General features: G+C 44.5%; 11 protein-coding genes. 4 read left to right on the forward strand and 7 right to left on the reverse strand.

Going from position 1 to position 15,208, the window contains the following annotated elements; genetic code table 11:
- Positions 1-76: 76 nt before the first annotated feature.
- The 3 genes from CQ839_RS11885 to CQ839_RS11895 form a co-directional block, all read right to left on the reverse strand.
- Positions 77-265, reverse strand: coding sequence for a PCP reductase family protein (locus CQ839_RS11885; protein ID WP_103668490.1), 189 nt, complete (start codon positions 263-265; stop codon positions 77-79).
- A 100-nt stretch (positions 266-365) separates the two neighbouring features.
- Positions 366-710: an SH3 domain-containing protein gene (locus CQ839_RS11890; RefSeq protein WP_142653223.1), complete on the reverse strand. Its 345-nt coding sequence runs from the start codon at positions 708-710 to the stop codon at positions 366-368.
- A 119-nt stretch (positions 711-829) separates the two neighbouring features.
- Complete coding sequence (locus tag CQ839_RS11895; protein WP_103668492.1) at positions 830-1,369, reverse strand: PadR family transcriptional regulator; 540 nt, start codon at positions 1,367-1,369, stop codon at positions 830-832.
- 136 nt (positions 1,370-1,505) lie between these two features.
- On the opposite strand from CQ839_RS11895, the gene CQ839_RS11900 reads away from it, so the two are divergent.
- The 4 genes from CQ839_RS11900 to CQ839_RS11915 all read left to right on the forward strand — a co-directional run bounded on the left by CQ839_RS11900 (position 1,506) and on the right by CQ839_RS11915 (position 4,884).
- Entirely contained in the window at positions 1,506-2,522 is a 1,017-nt protein-coding gene (locus CQ839_RS11900; protein WP_103668493.1) for an SDR family oxidoreductase, read from the forward strand.
- Positions 2,523-2,546: 24 nt separating this feature from the next.
- Entirely contained in the window at positions 2,547-3,008 is a 462-nt protein-coding gene (locus tag CQ839_RS11905; RefSeq protein ID WP_103668545.1) for a cupin domain-containing protein, read from the forward strand.
- Between the two features lie 11 nt (positions 3,009-3,019).
- Positions 3,020-3,388, forward strand: a complete 369-nt coding sequence (locus CQ839_RS11910; protein WP_103668494.1) for an Mpo1-like protein — start codon at positions 3,020-3,022, stop codon at positions 3,386-3,388.
- Positions 3,389-3,459: 71 nt separating this feature from the next.
- A complete protein-coding gene (locus tag CQ839_RS11915; RefSeq protein ID WP_103668495.1) occupies positions 3,460-4,884 on the forward strand; it encodes a carotenoid oxygenase family protein in 1,425 nt (474 codons plus the stop codon).
- Between the two features lie 171 nt (positions 4,885-5,055).
- On the opposite strand, the gene CQ839_RS11920 is transcribed toward CQ839_RS11915, so the two are convergent.
- Genes CQ839_RS11920 through CQ839_RS11935 form a run of 4 tightly spaced genes read right to left on the reverse strand, consistent with a single transcriptional unit; the run spans position 5,056 to position 15,194 of the window.
- The gene (locus CQ839_RS11920) at positions 5,056-7,587 is read right to left on the reverse strand and encodes a CHAT domain-containing protein (RefSeq protein ID WP_258040708.1); all 2,532 of its coding nucleotides are present in this window, start codon (positions 7,585-7,587) and stop codon (positions 5,056-5,058) included.
- 48 nt (positions 7,588-7,635) lie between these two features.
- The gene (locus CQ839_RS11925; RefSeq protein ID WP_103668497.1) at positions 7,636-10,131 is read right to left on the reverse strand and encodes a filamentous hemagglutinin N-terminal domain-containing protein; all 2,496 of its coding nucleotides are present in this window, start codon (positions 10,129-10,131) and stop codon (positions 7,636-7,638) included.
- Positions 10,121-12,658, reverse strand: a complete 2,538-nt coding sequence (locus tag CQ839_RS11930) for a filamentous hemagglutinin N-terminal domain-containing protein (protein ID WP_103668498.1) — start codon at positions 12,656-12,658, stop codon at positions 10,121-10,123. The genes CQ839_RS11925 and CQ839_RS11930 overlap by 11 nt, the downstream gene beginning before the upstream one ends.
- On the reverse strand, positions 12,648-15,194 hold the full coding sequence (locus CQ839_RS11935) for a filamentous hemagglutinin N-terminal domain-containing protein (RefSeq protein ID WP_103668499.1): 2,547 nt from the start codon (positions 15,192-15,194) through the stop codon (positions 12,648-12,650). The genes CQ839_RS11930 and CQ839_RS11935 overlap by 11 nt, the downstream gene beginning before the upstream one ends.
- Positions 15,195-15,208: the final 14 nt, after the last annotated feature.

Below are 15,208 nucleotides of genomic sequence, written 5' to 3' on the forward strand. Positions count from 1 at the left end.
TAAGCCCTAAACCAGAACTTGCGCATATCTTACATCAAATGAATTGAGAGAATGCGTCTCATCGATTTGCATTCTCTCAATTCATTTGATCGTATTTTTTATTGAACATTTTTTTAGCTTGATCATAAACATCGACAGTGATTGGCGAGAAGCTATTATCCTGAGCATATTTTTCAATCTTTTTACGTGCAAATGGACGCACAAAGAAGGGAATATCTTTCAGTTTGGCTTCGGCTTCAGCCGTCCATACGATCTTTTCACTCATTGATTTTTAGAATTTATTTGTATTTTTTGTTTTACTTGTTGCTTTACAAAGTTTAACCTAGAGACACCAAAAAAGTAGAGGTGCTTTGCACCGCTACTTTTTACCTGCTACATTGCTGAGCAAGAAAGTCTTCCCGAATCCATCCCCTAGTGCCACTTGGTCTGTACTCCACATAGTACCAAGTATTTCCTTCAGTATCTTGATCTTCAACTCTCTTACCAGAATCGTTATTGAGCATGTTTACATACTGCCCAACCAACAAGTACGAACGACTTCTAAACTGAGTACCAGCGTCGTCTCTCAGATTCACCCGCGAACCCGTTGTTCTTCCGACGATTTGTACATAACAATCACTCAATGACTGCGCTGATGCGCTGGGAGTAGGCTGCATAGACAATGCCAAAAATGGCGCGATCGCAGTTACAAGAATTTTTTTGATTTTCATCGAATTAAAGAGATCTGTTGACTCTAAAGAAGATGTAAAAATCTTACCCATTTACAAACTAGATACTATCTATGTAAAAGCCAAATATCGGTGTATTGCGACGATATTTGGCTTTTGGACTATTTCCAAGCATCTAAAAGCTCCAATGCTTCATCACACCAATCAAGCCAGCCTTGCTCAAAGTTGATCCCTCGACGGAGTGTTAAATAGGCAAAACGAGACTCTTTGGGACAATCTTGAGGCGAACTAAAAAAGTTCCGTTCGATCGCTTGATAAATTTCTAGTTGCTGCTGGTGCAGTTGGCGATGGTGTTTGATTTTTTTGGCGATCGCATCTTCGGGAATGAGATAACCAGCATAGATTTTAAGCAAAAATTCATCTTTTACGGTTTCAACTTCGCTAGATTGCAGCAGCCATGTTTTTAGATGCGATAGCCCCGTATCAGAAACAGAGAATATCTTTTTGTCTGGTCTACCATCTTGAGCGATCGCTTCAGCAATGATCGAGTTTTGTTGCTCTAGTTTGGTTAACTCACGATAAATCTGCTGGTGTGTGGCTTGCCAGAAAAAGCCTACCGTGCCATCAAATTGTTTGGCGAGGTCATAGCCGCTTTTTGGTTCGCAAATCAATGAAACCAAGATGGCGTAAGCAAGGGACATATTTTTGAAAATTAACTAGACTTGAGGTTGACATATGCACTTAGTTGAGTATATATTATCTCTCATATTCAATTAAGTGCATATTAGCGTAGTTGAATATGGAAGAATAAACCAGCTATCTATAGGAGACAGAATAATGAATGCTTCTCAACAAGATTTTCAAGTTATTTTTGGCACAGGTACTTTAGGTAAGGCGATCGCACAGCAACTTGTCGCACAGGGCAAGCAAGTCAGGATGGTAAGTCGTAGTGATCGGACGAATTTGCCTCAAGGTGTGGAATTGTTTCTCGGTGATGCTGCCGATCCACAATTCACGCAAAAAGTTTGCCAAGGCGCAGAAGTGATTTATCACTGCGCGGGACCAAAGTACAATTTCAAAGCTTGGGTAAAAGAATTTCCTCCCTTGCAGCAGGGTATTCTCGCTGGTGCGATCGCTAGTGGCGCAAAGTTGATTTACGGTGATAGTCTCTATGGCTATGGCAAAGTCAAAGAACCGATGCGCGAAGATATGCCCTATGCCGCAACTACAAATAAAGGTAAGATTCGCGCTCAACTTGCGGAAACCTTGATGACAGCTCATCGTGCAGGAAAGGCACAGGTAGCGATCGCCAGATCTTCTGATGTCTATGGTGAAGGCGTTCGCAATTCTGTATTTAGCGATCGCGTGTTTATTCCTGCCCTGCAAGGTAAGACAGCCGAAGCGATCGGTAACTTGGATCTACCTCATACCTATACCTACATTCGAGATTTTGCTAGAGCGATGATCATTTTGGGAGAGCGAGAGGAAGCGATCGGGCAAGTCTGGCATGTTCCCAACGCGCCCACGATTTCTACAAGAGAAATGTTGAATATTCTTTTTGAAGAATTGGGACTACCCGCAAAAATGAATGGCATGGGTAAATTGATGATGCGAATTGGTGGATTCTTCATTCCTGAAGCCGCTGAATCGGTAGAGATGATGTATCAATTTGAGAATCCATTTATTGTTGACAGTTCTAAGTTTGTCAAGGCTTTTGGCGATATTGCCACCACTCATCGTGAAGCAATTCGCAATACAATTGCATGGTATCAGCAATATTTACAAACTCAAGCTGAATATGAATCAGTAAAAAATGAAGTTCGTAAATCTATGGAGAAAGTTGTTACAACCTAGAGAGAGTTCAATCCTACATCTATGATTATCATCGATCCTAGCCAAATCCCAAGTCGCACAGGCAGTAACTATCCTGATCTCTTCAAACCCGTAGTTGCAGGCCGAGAGAAAAAACGTCTCGGTGATGCCGCAGGGCTAAAAAACTTTGGCGTAAATTTAACCACGCTCCCACCAAAATCGCGATCAGCACTCCGTCATTGGCATACAAAACAAGACGAGTTCATCTATATTCTTTCAGGAGAATTAACCTTGATTACTGATGAAGGAGAAGCGATTTTGTCGGCAGGACAATCGGCGGGATTCCCTGCTGGTGAAGCAAATGGGCATTGTCTTTATAATCACTCCGATCAAGTAGCCACTTATCTAGAAATCGGCGATCGCACTCCCAACGATCAAGGACATTATCCAGATGACGATCTCGTAGCAAAAGCAACCGAACAAGGCTGGCAATTTACTCATAAAGATGGAACCGCTTATACTTCTTAATCACACATATTATGTCTATACCTAAACTACTTCAATGGCAATGGAATGGCTATCTCCGCTATCACAAATCAAAAAGGAATCTGCTTCTGCATATTATCTTTGTACCTTTATTCCTTGCCGCAAACCTCGGACTATTGCTCGCACTTTTTAATGTCTCTTTGAGTGCTTGTGTACTCTGTATAGTGTTTATGACGTTATCCATAGTGCTTCAAGGAAAAGGTCATAGCATTGAGGAAAATTCCGCAGAACCATTCTCAAGCCCACTCAACGCGATCGTCCGTATCTTCTTAGAGCAGTGGATTACTTTTCCTAGGTTTGTCTTGACTGGATATTGGTTTAGTGCATTGCAGGATTCTAGTAAAACTTCCAAAACTTCCTAGACAAAGCCTTCCTAAATCCACAAAATCTCCCTAAAGTTTCTCACCCACAATCAAATTAACAGAATTAAATCATGACTACAACTATTTCAAAACCAGCATCTTGGGCAAAGGCGATCGCAAAACCAGCTAGCGAATTCCCTCTTACTCAACTCTCCACAATTTCTGGAACCATTCCCGAAAACCTTAAAGGCTCTCTTTATCGCAATGGGCCTGGGCGATTGGAGCGTGGAGGCGTGCAAGTTGGACATTGGTTTGATGGCGATGGTGCAATTCTTGCTGTGCATTTTATGGAAGGACAGGCTCGGGCTACCTATCGCTATGTCCAAACCAAAGGATATTTAGAAGAAGAACGTGCTGATAAATTGATCTATGGCAATTATGGCATGACAGCCACAGGTGCATGGTGGCAGCGTTTCGGTAAAGCTTCTAAGAATGTGGCAAATACTTCTGTGATTGCTCTCCCTGACAAGCTACTAACTTTGTGGGAAGGAGGATTGCCCCATGCATTGGATTTAGAAAACCTAGAAACCTATGGTTTAGAAAATCTTGAAGGTTTAGAAAATCATTTGCCCTATTCTGCCCATCCCAAGCGCGATCCAAAGACAGGTGAGATTTTTAACTTTGGAGTTTCCTATGGCAAGAATGCAACCTTAAATATTTACCGCAGCGATCGCACTGGTAAGCTGATCAAAAAGAGCCAGACGAATCTTCAAGGGCTATCGATGGTGCATGATTTTGTACTAGCAGGTGATTATCTAATTTTCTGTGTACCACCATTGCGGATGAATGTATTTCCTGTATTGCTCAATCTCCAAAGCTATAGTGAATCTTTGCAATGGAAGCCCCAAGAAGGAACGGAGATTTTAGTATTTAATCGCCACAATCTTGAATTGGTTAGTCGCAATGTTGTCGAGCCTTGGTTTCAGTGGCATTTTGGGAATGGCTATAGCGATCGCGATGGCAATCTTGTCTTTGATTTAGTGCGCTATCCTGACTTTGCGACCAATCAATATCTCAAGGAAATCGCGTCTGGCAAAACGACAACTAAAGCAAAAGGAACTCTCTGGCAAATGCGCCTCAATCCAAACACAGGCAAATTTCTGGAATCTTCGCAATTATGCGATCGCGGTTCTGAATTTCCTATTGTCGCCCCTTCGCAAGTTGGACAAAACTCTCGCTATACCTATCTTTCCATTCATCGACCTGATGCTGTCATTAATCAAGAACTATTTGGAGCGATCGCTCGTTATGACTATCAAACTCATACCCTTACCGAAGCCAATCTTGGGACAAATCGCTATCCGATGGAACCAATTTTTGCACCTGATTCATCCAATCCTGATACTGGTTGGGTGATCACCGTTGTATTTGATGGCGATCGCGAATGTTCAGAAGTATGGGTATTTGATAGCGATCGCTTAGATGCTGAACCAGTTTGTCGTTTAGCATTGCCCAGCGTTGTCCCGATGGGTTTTCATGGTACTTGGCGAGCATAGAAAACAAAAAAGGCGCTTTGCGCCTTTTTTGTTTTGCCCTAAGACAAGTGACTGTAACTATTCATGTGCAAAATTACCCAAAAACGTAAAGTTGCGCCCCGCAGGGGCGCAACTTTACGTTTTTGGATGTGTAATTAATTATGTATATCTACATATGCCACGCCGTCTTGATTACAACCAATTACCCACTAGGACAAAAGATGACCAGAAGAACGGATCACTGAAGTTTTTGTCAGAGAGAATATAAATTTGGGCTTGACGCAATGCTTCAGCCTTAGAAATTTTACCTAAACCTTGATATAGCTTCACCATTAAACGGGAAGCGACTTTATCCTTCACGGGCCAGAGTGTAGCGATCGTCGATCGCGCTCCTGACTTAACGGCTAATCCTGCTAGCCCTAAGACAGCCCGATCATCGCCAGCAGCGGTGTCGCAAGCACTCAACACCAGTAAATCTATAGATCCCGAGTCACCTGTCTCTCGACTTTGTAGCATCTCTGACAACTCGCGAATGTTCAACCGTCCATCCCAAGTCAATAAGAAAGTATTTTCTTGTTTAGAACTGAACTGACCATGAGTAGCTAAATGAACGACATTGGCACTCTTTGATTCTATCGATTTAGACAAAGTGGTAGGAGTAAATTCTTGATTTAGGAGTTTACTGCCAGAGGTAGATTTAGAAATTTCTAAGACCTCTGTCTCAACCGCAGGAAGGGATTGGAAGCCATTGCGGGAAGCGCTAATACCTGCGACAACAGATCGAATTTGTTTCTGTTCCAGTGATTGTGTCGATAGCAGTTTTAGCCCAGGAGACAGAGCTACAGCATAGTTTTCAATTAGGTATTGTTTCCCGTCATATAGAGCTGCCATGGGAATTTTTCGTAATATTCCATCTAGTACAAAGACTAGGGTTTGTTTGTCCTTTAGTGCTTGACTAGCTATAGCGGGACGAATCAACCAGTTGTATATTTTCTGGGAAAGTAGTTTCTGACCTGCATTATCTGAGGCAGGGTGGATTGAACCTAAGTACGAACGAATGGTTTGCTCGGCTTCAGCTTTAGGGACAGCGCTACTGTAATAAGTCAGTGGTTGCCCTGCGGTAGAGAGAATCACTGCGATCCGATCAGGAAGCATGATCGCATAAACAACCGCCGCTTTCGTATCAATCTGGTCAATTTGCAGAGGCTGGGAATTAAGGCAAGATTCTCGGAAGAAATTATCTAGTTCCGCAAGTTGGAGAGCTTCAATCATCTCCCGTGCTTTGACGAGAGATGGTTGGTCTGGATTCTCATCAAGGAGGAGACTGACGAACTCTCTATATACGGGTTCAATGCTTTCACGGAAGGAGAATTGCACTTCTTGATTGATGCCCACTAGATCACTACGAAGATTTTGTAGTGCATCAACGGCTTCCCCGTAGGCGGCGATCGCAGCTTGCCTCTGTCCCTGTTGATGGAGCAAGCGACCTAACTTCCATGCTGACTGAGACAGGATGTTTTTGGCTTGAATAGACTGCGACAGTTGCATGGATTGTTGAAGGAGACGAATTCCTTCGGTTGATTGTCCGTTATTTGCAACTATTTGCCCCCATTGGGAAAGGATATAGGCTTCAGCTTGCGGATCGTTGAGCTTACGAGCAGACTGTAACGACTTGTCTAGAAGCTGAATCAGTGGTGTGGCTGGAATGGGCTGACTCTGGGGAGGGAGCTTCGAGAGGTTGCTGACGAGGTTGACGATCGCATACAGCGAAGCTCGACTAGCGGGAATCTCGCTGAGTTCTTGCTGGATTTGGGGGGCGAGTGTGGCGATCGCTTGGGTCTGCCCAGTATTCACATAGATCTGCAATTGGTTGAGTTTTGCCTCAATACTAACGCTGGAGTTAGTAGCAACTTTTTCAGCTTCGATAAAGTATTGCAGCGCTTCGTCAAAGTTGCGAGTATCGGCGGCGTTATTGCCTAAGCCAATTAGAATTGGACTTAGCTCATTGGTGGCGTTGAGGTTTTTGGCGATCGCTAAACCCCATGTCAGGGCTTTGTGGCTTGCCTCATTATCTCCTAGCACGCGCAAGGCATTCCCCACGCTCCGTAAGCCACTCACTTTCAAGAGTGAATCATCACTTTTTTCGAGTTTCTGGTTGATGTCATCTAGGGTTTGGCGCGATCGCCGATAAAAACCTAAACTTTGTAGAGCCTGAGCCTGATTGATCTCAGTACCCAGTACGCCTTGCAGATCACCTGCTTGTTGATAGTAATCTTCAGCCTGCTTCCATGTTTCTACCGCAATTTGCGATTGTCCAATTTGTTGCTGGAGGCTTGCCTTGGTATTCAAAGCCTGCGCCCAGAGAATTGCATCGACAGGTTTTGCCAAAGTTAGAAGTGCTAAACTTTCGTCAACGGTCTTTTGAGCCGCACTCCATTGATTTAGTTGCTGGTAAGCCAAAGAGAGATAACTGAGGGTAAGAGCTTGGTTAGAGCGATCACCTTTAGCCCCGTATTCCTGTGCAGCCTGTTGCCAAACTTGAGCTGCTTCAGCAAATCGCCCCGCATCATACAAATTACGCCCCTGATCTAGACTGCTGGTTGAGGAGACTGCGATCGTGACAGATGGCTCAGCTGGTGCAGTTAGAGAAATAGCATTGGAATGGTCTACTCCCAAGGAAACTGCTAAGCAGAGTCCTAGAAATCCGAGCAGACTATATCGCACGATCTTTTTTATTAACACTAGATTTATCAACACAAGATTAACTCCAAATTATAGGTTAGATGTAGATATGCCCGCACAGTTAGTGAGAGAGAAAGCTGAAGTAGAAGGCACCGAGTTTGTGGCGTAGATATCTACAGTTCCTTTGGCATTAGTCCGCCAGCCAGTAGCTTCGACAATCGGCGGAGTGGCAGTCTCAGATTGACTTACAGCCGTTGAGTTTGTGGCTTTATGGAAAGCAGAGGGATCGCGGATATCTGTCCAAGGATGGTTACTACTGCGGCGATCGCTAGGATCTTCAGGCAACCCACCTCTGCCTGTGGCGACAAACCGACTATTGCCATAGGTTCTACAACCTTGGACAATTCGCTGGCTCGGATCATCGATATTGCTAGGTAGCTCGATTAACCCTGCGGTGGGAGTAAAAGCAAGGTTGCTAATACTTACCGTGCCGCTTAGCCCAAATTGTGAGCTTGCTGTGATGTCATTTTCTGATGTCAATTGCGGACGAAATTTCAGTCCAAATAATCCCTGCGTAGTGATATTGATATTCCCACCTGATCCTCGCACAGCATTAGCAATAATGTCACTGTTTTCAAATCCAGCAATAACTGGGGCACTGATTTTAATGTTCCCGCCATTGCCATTACCACTTGCTGTAGCTGAAATCACACTATTGTGACGCAGCAGCAATAGTTTATCTGCGTGTAAGTCAATGTTGCCGCCATTGCCAGACTCAGTTTGTGCTTGGATCGTGCCTTGGCGGTCTAATTGAATTGTGCTGGCAATAACCTTGATATTTCCACCATTGCCAGTACCTTGATTGGTAACACTTACTGTCCCACCATCCGTCAGAATTAGTTTTGGTGTAGTAACTGTCACATTACCCGCATCAGCACTCAGAATATTGGGTAGATTAAATAGCTGTTTGATCAGCGGTTCTGGACGCAATACAGAAGAGTTAATGCTGCTATTGTTCAATCGACTGCGATCGCTAATTTGGATAGATTCTGCCGCATTAATATCTAGATCTCCAGCCCGACCAACTAAGAATGAAGTTGTGGCGATCGCACCTCCATTTAAAATTTGTAAGCGATTGGTATTTAACGTCAAAGCTTTAGAATTGCCAGTTCCATAGGTAATGGCGCTAATATTGCTGTAGAGTCCACCAAAGTTATCACCAATCACTGTGGTCTCTGCGTTGTTGATGGTGACTTGACCACTGGAGCCAGCACTAAATGCGATCGAAGACAGTGCTGCACCACCAGATATCACTAAACTATTACCATTTACTAAGATGTCACCTGCGGCTTGATTCCCACGAGTGCTAGTAGTCAAGCTGGTTACACCTGTTGGATTGACATTAGAAGAACCAGACAATTCAATTGCTGTTGCGTCAATGGTAATATTGCCACTGGAACCTGCTCCAAATGCATTGTTATTTATTCCTGCGCCCTGCTGGAGAGTTAGCCGAGGGGTAGTAATACTAACGTTTGCACCCTTCCCCGTACCCAAAACTTCAGAACGAATGCCGCTACGAATCTGGGCATTAGTTGTTGTGCCGATGATATCGATCGCCTCTGAAGCCTGTAAGTGAATGTCACCACTGGGAAGATTGCCAAGGTTTTTGGACAATACCAATGAGCCATCAGTAAATTGCATCCTTCGTCCTTGTATCTGCACCGAACCCGAATTGACTCCACTCACATCCAGTAGGGATTTTTGAGTAAGCTGAATATCACCAAAGCGTTGATTGCCATATCCCAGCATATAGCCACTTGTAGTTGGGATCAGATTGATCCGTCCAGCATCGCTGATGCTACCTAGTTCTATGCGCCCTTGTTCAGCAGTTAGAGTTGCTCCATTCAGATGTAAATCCCCTCCCACCAACGCTAGCGTGTTTTTTGGATTGACTCGCAGTTCGCTGGCACTGGGAGTCCGAATAAAGGGAGCTAGACTATTGACAACTGTTAAGCCATAACCTGTCCCTTGTACAGTGATCGGCGCTGCATTAGCTGGGAGGTCTAACCCAATAGGAGCGTTTACGGTTAAGAGAGGATTAGCTGTGAGATCGTTAGCACTAAACTTTACTCCATCACTAAAAATGACGCTATTAGCTGTAGTTCCTACAAACGATCCACCGATATTTAGTCTTGCATTGGGACCAAAAATAATCCCATTGGGATTGAGCAGAAACAAACTCACAGGATTGCTATTATTTGTGGTTTGAATCATGCCATCAATGTTGGAGACATTGCCTCCCGTCACTCGACTAAAAATGGTCGTAATATTCGGTGTGCTAACTAGATTAAAAGTAGCAGAACCACCCGTCGGTACTGAGAATTGACTAAAACTATGGAATAGATTTGCCCCACTATTGGGCTGATTACCATTGGTAATCGTAAAGTTAAGATTATCAGGACTAGTGACTGTAGTAGACAGCGTGCCATCGGCTGTCACACTCTGAGCAGAAGCGGTTATGGGTAAAAGCATTCCCAAGAACAGAACGCTAGAACCACACCACAATAGTTTTTGACTAAAATTCATTAAATACTACCTCTTTAAAAAAATTTGTTGCGATCGCTAAGAATCCTGCACAATCAGTTACAGGTGTTCCTCTTGCTGCGTTATTGGTAGCATAGATATCTACCTCACCCTTCGCATTTAATTGCCAACCCGTAGCTTCCACAATAGGTGTTTTCGCATTCTCAGATTGCGGTGTAGTTGCTAAAGCGGCGGGATTGCGGAAAGTGGAAGGATCGCGGAGATCGTTCCAAGGATGGGAGCTATTACGGCGATCGCTTGGATCTTCAGGCAACCCTCCTCGCCCTGTGGAGACAAATCGACTATTGCCATAGGTTCTACAACCTTGGACAATTCTCTGGCTCGGATCATCGATATCGCTAGGCAGTTGAATCAATCCAGCGCTCGGAGTAAAAGCGAGGTTATTAATATTTACCGTGCCACTCAATCCAAATTGCGAACTTGCCGTGATGTCATTCTCAGGGGTCAATTGCGGACGGAATTTCAGTCCAAATAAACCTTGTGTAGTGATACTGATATTCCCACCTGATCCTCGCACCGCATTCGCAATAATGTCACTGTTCTCTATTCCCACAATCACAGGTGAGTTAATTGTCAAGTTACCACCATTCCCATTACCTGCTGCGGTGGCAGAAATCAGGCTGTTGTGACGTAGCAGTAAAAATGATTGCAAGTTTAAGTTAACATCTCCTCCATTACCAGAAGCAGTTGAGGCTAAAATACTACCTTGATTGTCTAGAAAAATTGAATTAGCATTAATCTGCACATCTCCTGCTCTACCAGATCCATCGTTTTTAACTGCAACATACGCTCCATCAGTAATGCGTAACGATGGGGTGTTAATTATGAGTGAACCCGAATCACCACTGGGAATTGGAGGCAATCCATAGATTTGTTGAGTGGCTGCATCCAAAATCTCAGCCGATGAAATGATGCGGCTAGGTACAATTGAATCAACCTGCCGACCCTGAACGTCCACGGAATTCGACGCATTGATGCTTACATTACCCGATGTTCCCTTACCAGCAACAATAGACCCTACTACTCCACCATCTCGAATCACTAAGCGGGCGGTGTTGATCAAAAGATCTCCAGTATCTCCAAGAGCGGTGCTTGCTAAAAGGATTCCACTCGGTGACACTAGCTGGCTGGGGATGTATTCACCAACTTCGATCAAATCTTGAGCTTGGACTCGAATGTTTCCTGTCTTTCCAGTGCCAAATGATATACTGCTCAAAATGCCACGACGCAGAAGCCTCAGATTGCTCGTGGAGAGTGTAATATTGCCTGCATTAGCGGAGTTAAAGGTGATTGTGTAGATCGAGGATGGGTTCGCTGGGCTAGTGGGATTAAAGCCATCTAGCAAGATTGAGTCGGCAACCTTGGCTATAATATTTCCCCCCGATGCTGGAGTATACATACCAGTAATGATATTTCCGCCATCTTGGATGGATACTTGCTTGGCGGAGATGGCAATATCTCCCACTTGCCCAGTACCTAAATTGTCAATTTTGATATAACTTGCATAGCTGCCGTCGCGGACTGTACCAGTCAGATTTAGCGAACCTGCTGCCTTAATAGTAATTCCTCCAGAGGCTTGGGAACCCAAGTTTTGCAGCAAAATAGCGGAACCTTCGCTCAAGCTGATATTCTTCCCATGTACTTGGATAGAACCCTTCGCACCACTGGCATCGAGCAGCGATTGCTGGGCAAGATGAACATCTTGGAATTGCCGCACCGATGAGTAGTCTCCTACCCACCCTGTAGACGTAGCTTTGAGTCCGACCTGTCCATCGCTGACACCACTAACTTCCAGATGTCCACCTCCATTCGTGGTAATAATACCACCTGATAGATTCACCTCGCCACCAATCAGCGCCAGAGTATTACCTCCGTTAACTTGTAACCCAACAGGACTTTGGCTGCGATCGGTGGGGGTAAAAATCCTATCGATTAAGCGATGTCCCGTATTCTGCACAGTAATTCCCTTGGGATTTTGGGCAAAATCTAGACCGAGTGGGGCATTCACTGTCAGTAAAGGTGAAGCTGATGGATTCACGGCGCTAAATTCTATTCCATCAATAAACTTGACGCTATTTGCCGTCGTAGCGATAAACGATCCACCGATATTGAGACTGGCATTGGCTCCAAAGATAATTCCATTGGGATTGAGCAGAAACAAACTCACAGGATTGCTGCTATTTGTGGTCTGAATCAAGCCATCAATGTTAGAAACACTACCTCCCGTCACCCTACTAAAAATGGTCGTAATATTCGGTGTGCTAACTAGATTAAAAGTAGCAGAACCACCCGTGGGCACTGAGAATTGACTAAAACTATGGAATAGATTTGCTCCACTATTGGGCTGATTACCATTGGTAATCGTAAAGTTAAGATTGTCGGGACTGTTGACTGTTGTTGAGAGCGTGCCATCGGCTGTCACGCTCTGAGCAGAAACATTTGTGGGTAAAAGCATTCCCAAGAATAGAAAGATAGAACCACACCACCATAGTCTTTGACTAAAATTCATTGGCTACTACCTCTTTAAAAAGCTTTGGTGCGATCGCTAAGAATCCCGCACAATCAGTTACGGTTGTTTCTCTAGCTACGTTATTAGCAGCATAGATATCTACCTCACCCTTCGCATTTAGTTGCCAACCCGTAGCTTCCACAATAGGTGTTTTCGCATTCTCAGATTGCGGTGTAGTTGTTAAAGCGGCGGGATTGCGGAAAGCAGAAGGATCGCGGAGATCGTTCCAAGGATGGGAGCTATTACGGCGATTACTAGGATCTTCAGGTAACCCTCCTCGCCCTGTGGCGACAAACCGACTATTGCCATAGGTTCTACAACCTTGGACAATTCTCTGGCTCGGATCATCGATATTGCTAGGTAGCTCGATTAACCCTGCGGTGGGAGTGAAAGCAAGATTGCTGATATTTACCGTGCCGCTTAGCCCAAATTGCGAACTTGCTGTGATGTCATTTTCTGATGTCAATTGCGGACGAAATTTCAGTCCAAATAATCCCTGCGTAGTGATGTTGATATTCCCACCTGATCCTCGCACAGCATTAGCAATAATGTCACTGTTTTCTATTCCCACAATCACAGGTGAGTTAATTGTCAAGTTACCACCATTACCATTACCCGCAGCAGTGGCAGAAATCAAGCTATTGTGACGCATCAACAGATTGCTTTGGAGGTTTAAGCGAATATCTCCTCCGTTTCCAGAGGCGGTAGAGGCGACAATACTACTTTTGCCATCTAGAAACAGAGAGTTGGCATTAATCTGTATATTCCCAGCAAGCCCTGGACCATCATTTTTGACGCTCACAGCCGCCCCATCAGCAATGCGTAATGATGGCGTATTAATGGTGAGAGAACCCGCATTACCAGTGGGAATAGCAGGTAGTATAAAAGCTGCTTGAGTCTCTGGACTAAGAAGTTCAGCGTTTGAAGTAATGCGAGAGATTACCCCAGCCGCATTACCCTCAGTACCACACCCTTGGATTTCGATGGACTTTGAAGCGTTAATTTCCACGCTACCTGCTGAACCAGTGGCAACGGTAGAAGATCCCAGAGCTGCTCCCCCTTGAAGCACTAATCTAGAGGTGTTGATGACTAAGCTATTAGCATTACCAGAACCCTGAGTAAAAGTAGTTAGCGAACTTTCTGAAAATGCCAGAGGATTGAAACCTGCAATTTCGATTTGATCTGTTGCCTTCACTTGGATTGTGCCAGTGTCTCCAGAGCGTAAGGCTACAGAAATAATCTGACCAGAATCTAGAACCCTGAGAATTCTGGTGGATAACATGATATTCCCTGCATTGCCGCTATCTGCTGAAAATGTTGTGAGCGCAGTATAAATGGCTGGGTTGTTGCTGTTAAAGCCAATGACCTCGGTCGAGCCGCTCACATTTGCGGTAATATTCCCACCTGCTGTTTGCGTCCGAGTTCTAGTCAAAATTCTGGCTCCATCTTGGAGGGATAACTGGGCAGCAGAGATGGCAATATCTCCAGTCCGTCCTGTGCCGAAATTTTGGATTTGCATGAAACTTCCCAAGTCACCATTGGCTGTATTCCCTGCCAAATTGAGGGAGCCAGTGGCATTAACCGTAATTCCTCCAGACGGTTGCGTTCCTAAGTTTTGGAGCAACAAAGAAGAACCCTCAGTCAAGCTAATGTTTCCTCCTTGCAATCGGATGGAGCCGTTACTACCGCTAGCGTCCAGTAGTGATTCTTTCGCAAGATGAATATCGTTAAATTGCGGCACAGATGAATAATCGCCAACCCAACCCGTAGAAGTAGGCTTGAGTACCACTTGCCCATTACTAACACTACCCACCTCTAGATGCCCACCGCCATTAGTGGTGACAACGCCACCAGAAAAGTTTACAGCACCGCCAATCAATGCCAGCGTATTATTTGCACTGATTTGTAATCCGATTGGGGTATTGATGTTACTGGGCGTACCAAAGCCAGTAACATCGAACAACTTATTTCCCTGACCCTGCACAGTAATTGTTCCTGCATTGCTACCCATATTTAAGCCAATCGGCGATGCAATTGTGAGCAGTGGTGATGCTTGGGGGGTAATGGCACTAAATTCCGCGCCATCAGCAAATTTAATACTATTTGCTGTAGTTCCTACAAACGATCCACCGATATTTAGACTGGCATTGGGACCAAAAATAATCCCACTGGGATTGATTAAAAACAAACTCACAGGATTGCTATTATTTGTGGTTTGAATCATGCCATCAATGTTAGAAACATTGCCTCCCGTCACCCGACTAAAAATGGTCGAAATATTTGGTGTGTTAACTAGATTAAAAGTAGCAGAACCACCCGTGGGTACTGAGAACTGATTAAAACTATGGAATAGATTTCCTCCACTATTGGGCTGATTACCATTGGTAATCGTAAAATTGAGATTGTCGGGACTGGTGACTGTAGTAGAAAGTGTGCCATCGGCTGTCACGCTCTGAGCAGAAACATTTGTGGGTAAAAGCATTCCCAAGAATAGAAAGCTAGAACCACACCACCATAGTCTTTGACTAAAATTCATTGGCTACTACCTCT

This window comes from Pseudanabaena sp. BC1403 (genome assembly GCF_002914585.1).
In the GTDB taxonomy this organism is placed as follows: domain Bacteria; phylum Cyanobacteriota; class Cyanobacteriia; order Pseudanabaenales; family Pseudanabaenaceae; genus Pseudanabaena.

Coding starts and splice junctions, on each gene's coding strand:
- CQ839_RS11885 (WP_103668490.1), bottom strand. CDS start 265: ATGAGTGAAAAGATCGTATGGACGGCTGAAGCCGAAGCCAAACTGAAA.
- CQ839_RS11890 (WP_142653223.1), bottom strand. CDS start 710: ATGAAAATCAAAAAAATTCTTGTAACTGCGATCGCGCCATTTTTGGCA.
- CQ839_RS11895 (WP_103668492.1), bottom strand. CDS start 1,369: ATGTCCCTTGCTTACGCCATCTTGGTTTCATTGATTTGCGAACCAAAA.
- CQ839_RS11900 (WP_103668493.1), top strand. CDS start 1,506: ATGAATGCTTCTCAACAAGATTTTCAAGTTATTTTTGGCACAGGTACT.
- CQ839_RS11910 (WP_103668494.1), top strand. CDS start 3,020: ATGTCTATACCTAAACTACTTCAATGGCAATGGAATGGCTATCTCCGC.
- CQ839_RS11915 (WP_103668495.1), top strand. CDS start 3,460: ATGACTACAACTATTTCAAAACCAGCATCTTGGGCAAAGGCGATCGCA.
- CQ839_RS11925 (WP_103668497.1), bottom strand. CDS start 10,131: ATGAATTTTAGTCAAAAACTATTGTGGTGTGGTTCTAGCGTTCTGTTC.
- CQ839_RS11930 (WP_103668498.1), bottom strand. CDS start 12,658: ATGAATTTTAGTCAAAGACTATGGTGGTGTGGTTCTATCTTTCTATTC.
- CQ839_RS11935 (WP_103668499.1), bottom strand. CDS start 15,194: ATGAATTTTAGTCAAAGACTATGGTGGTGTGGTTCTAGCTTTCTATTC.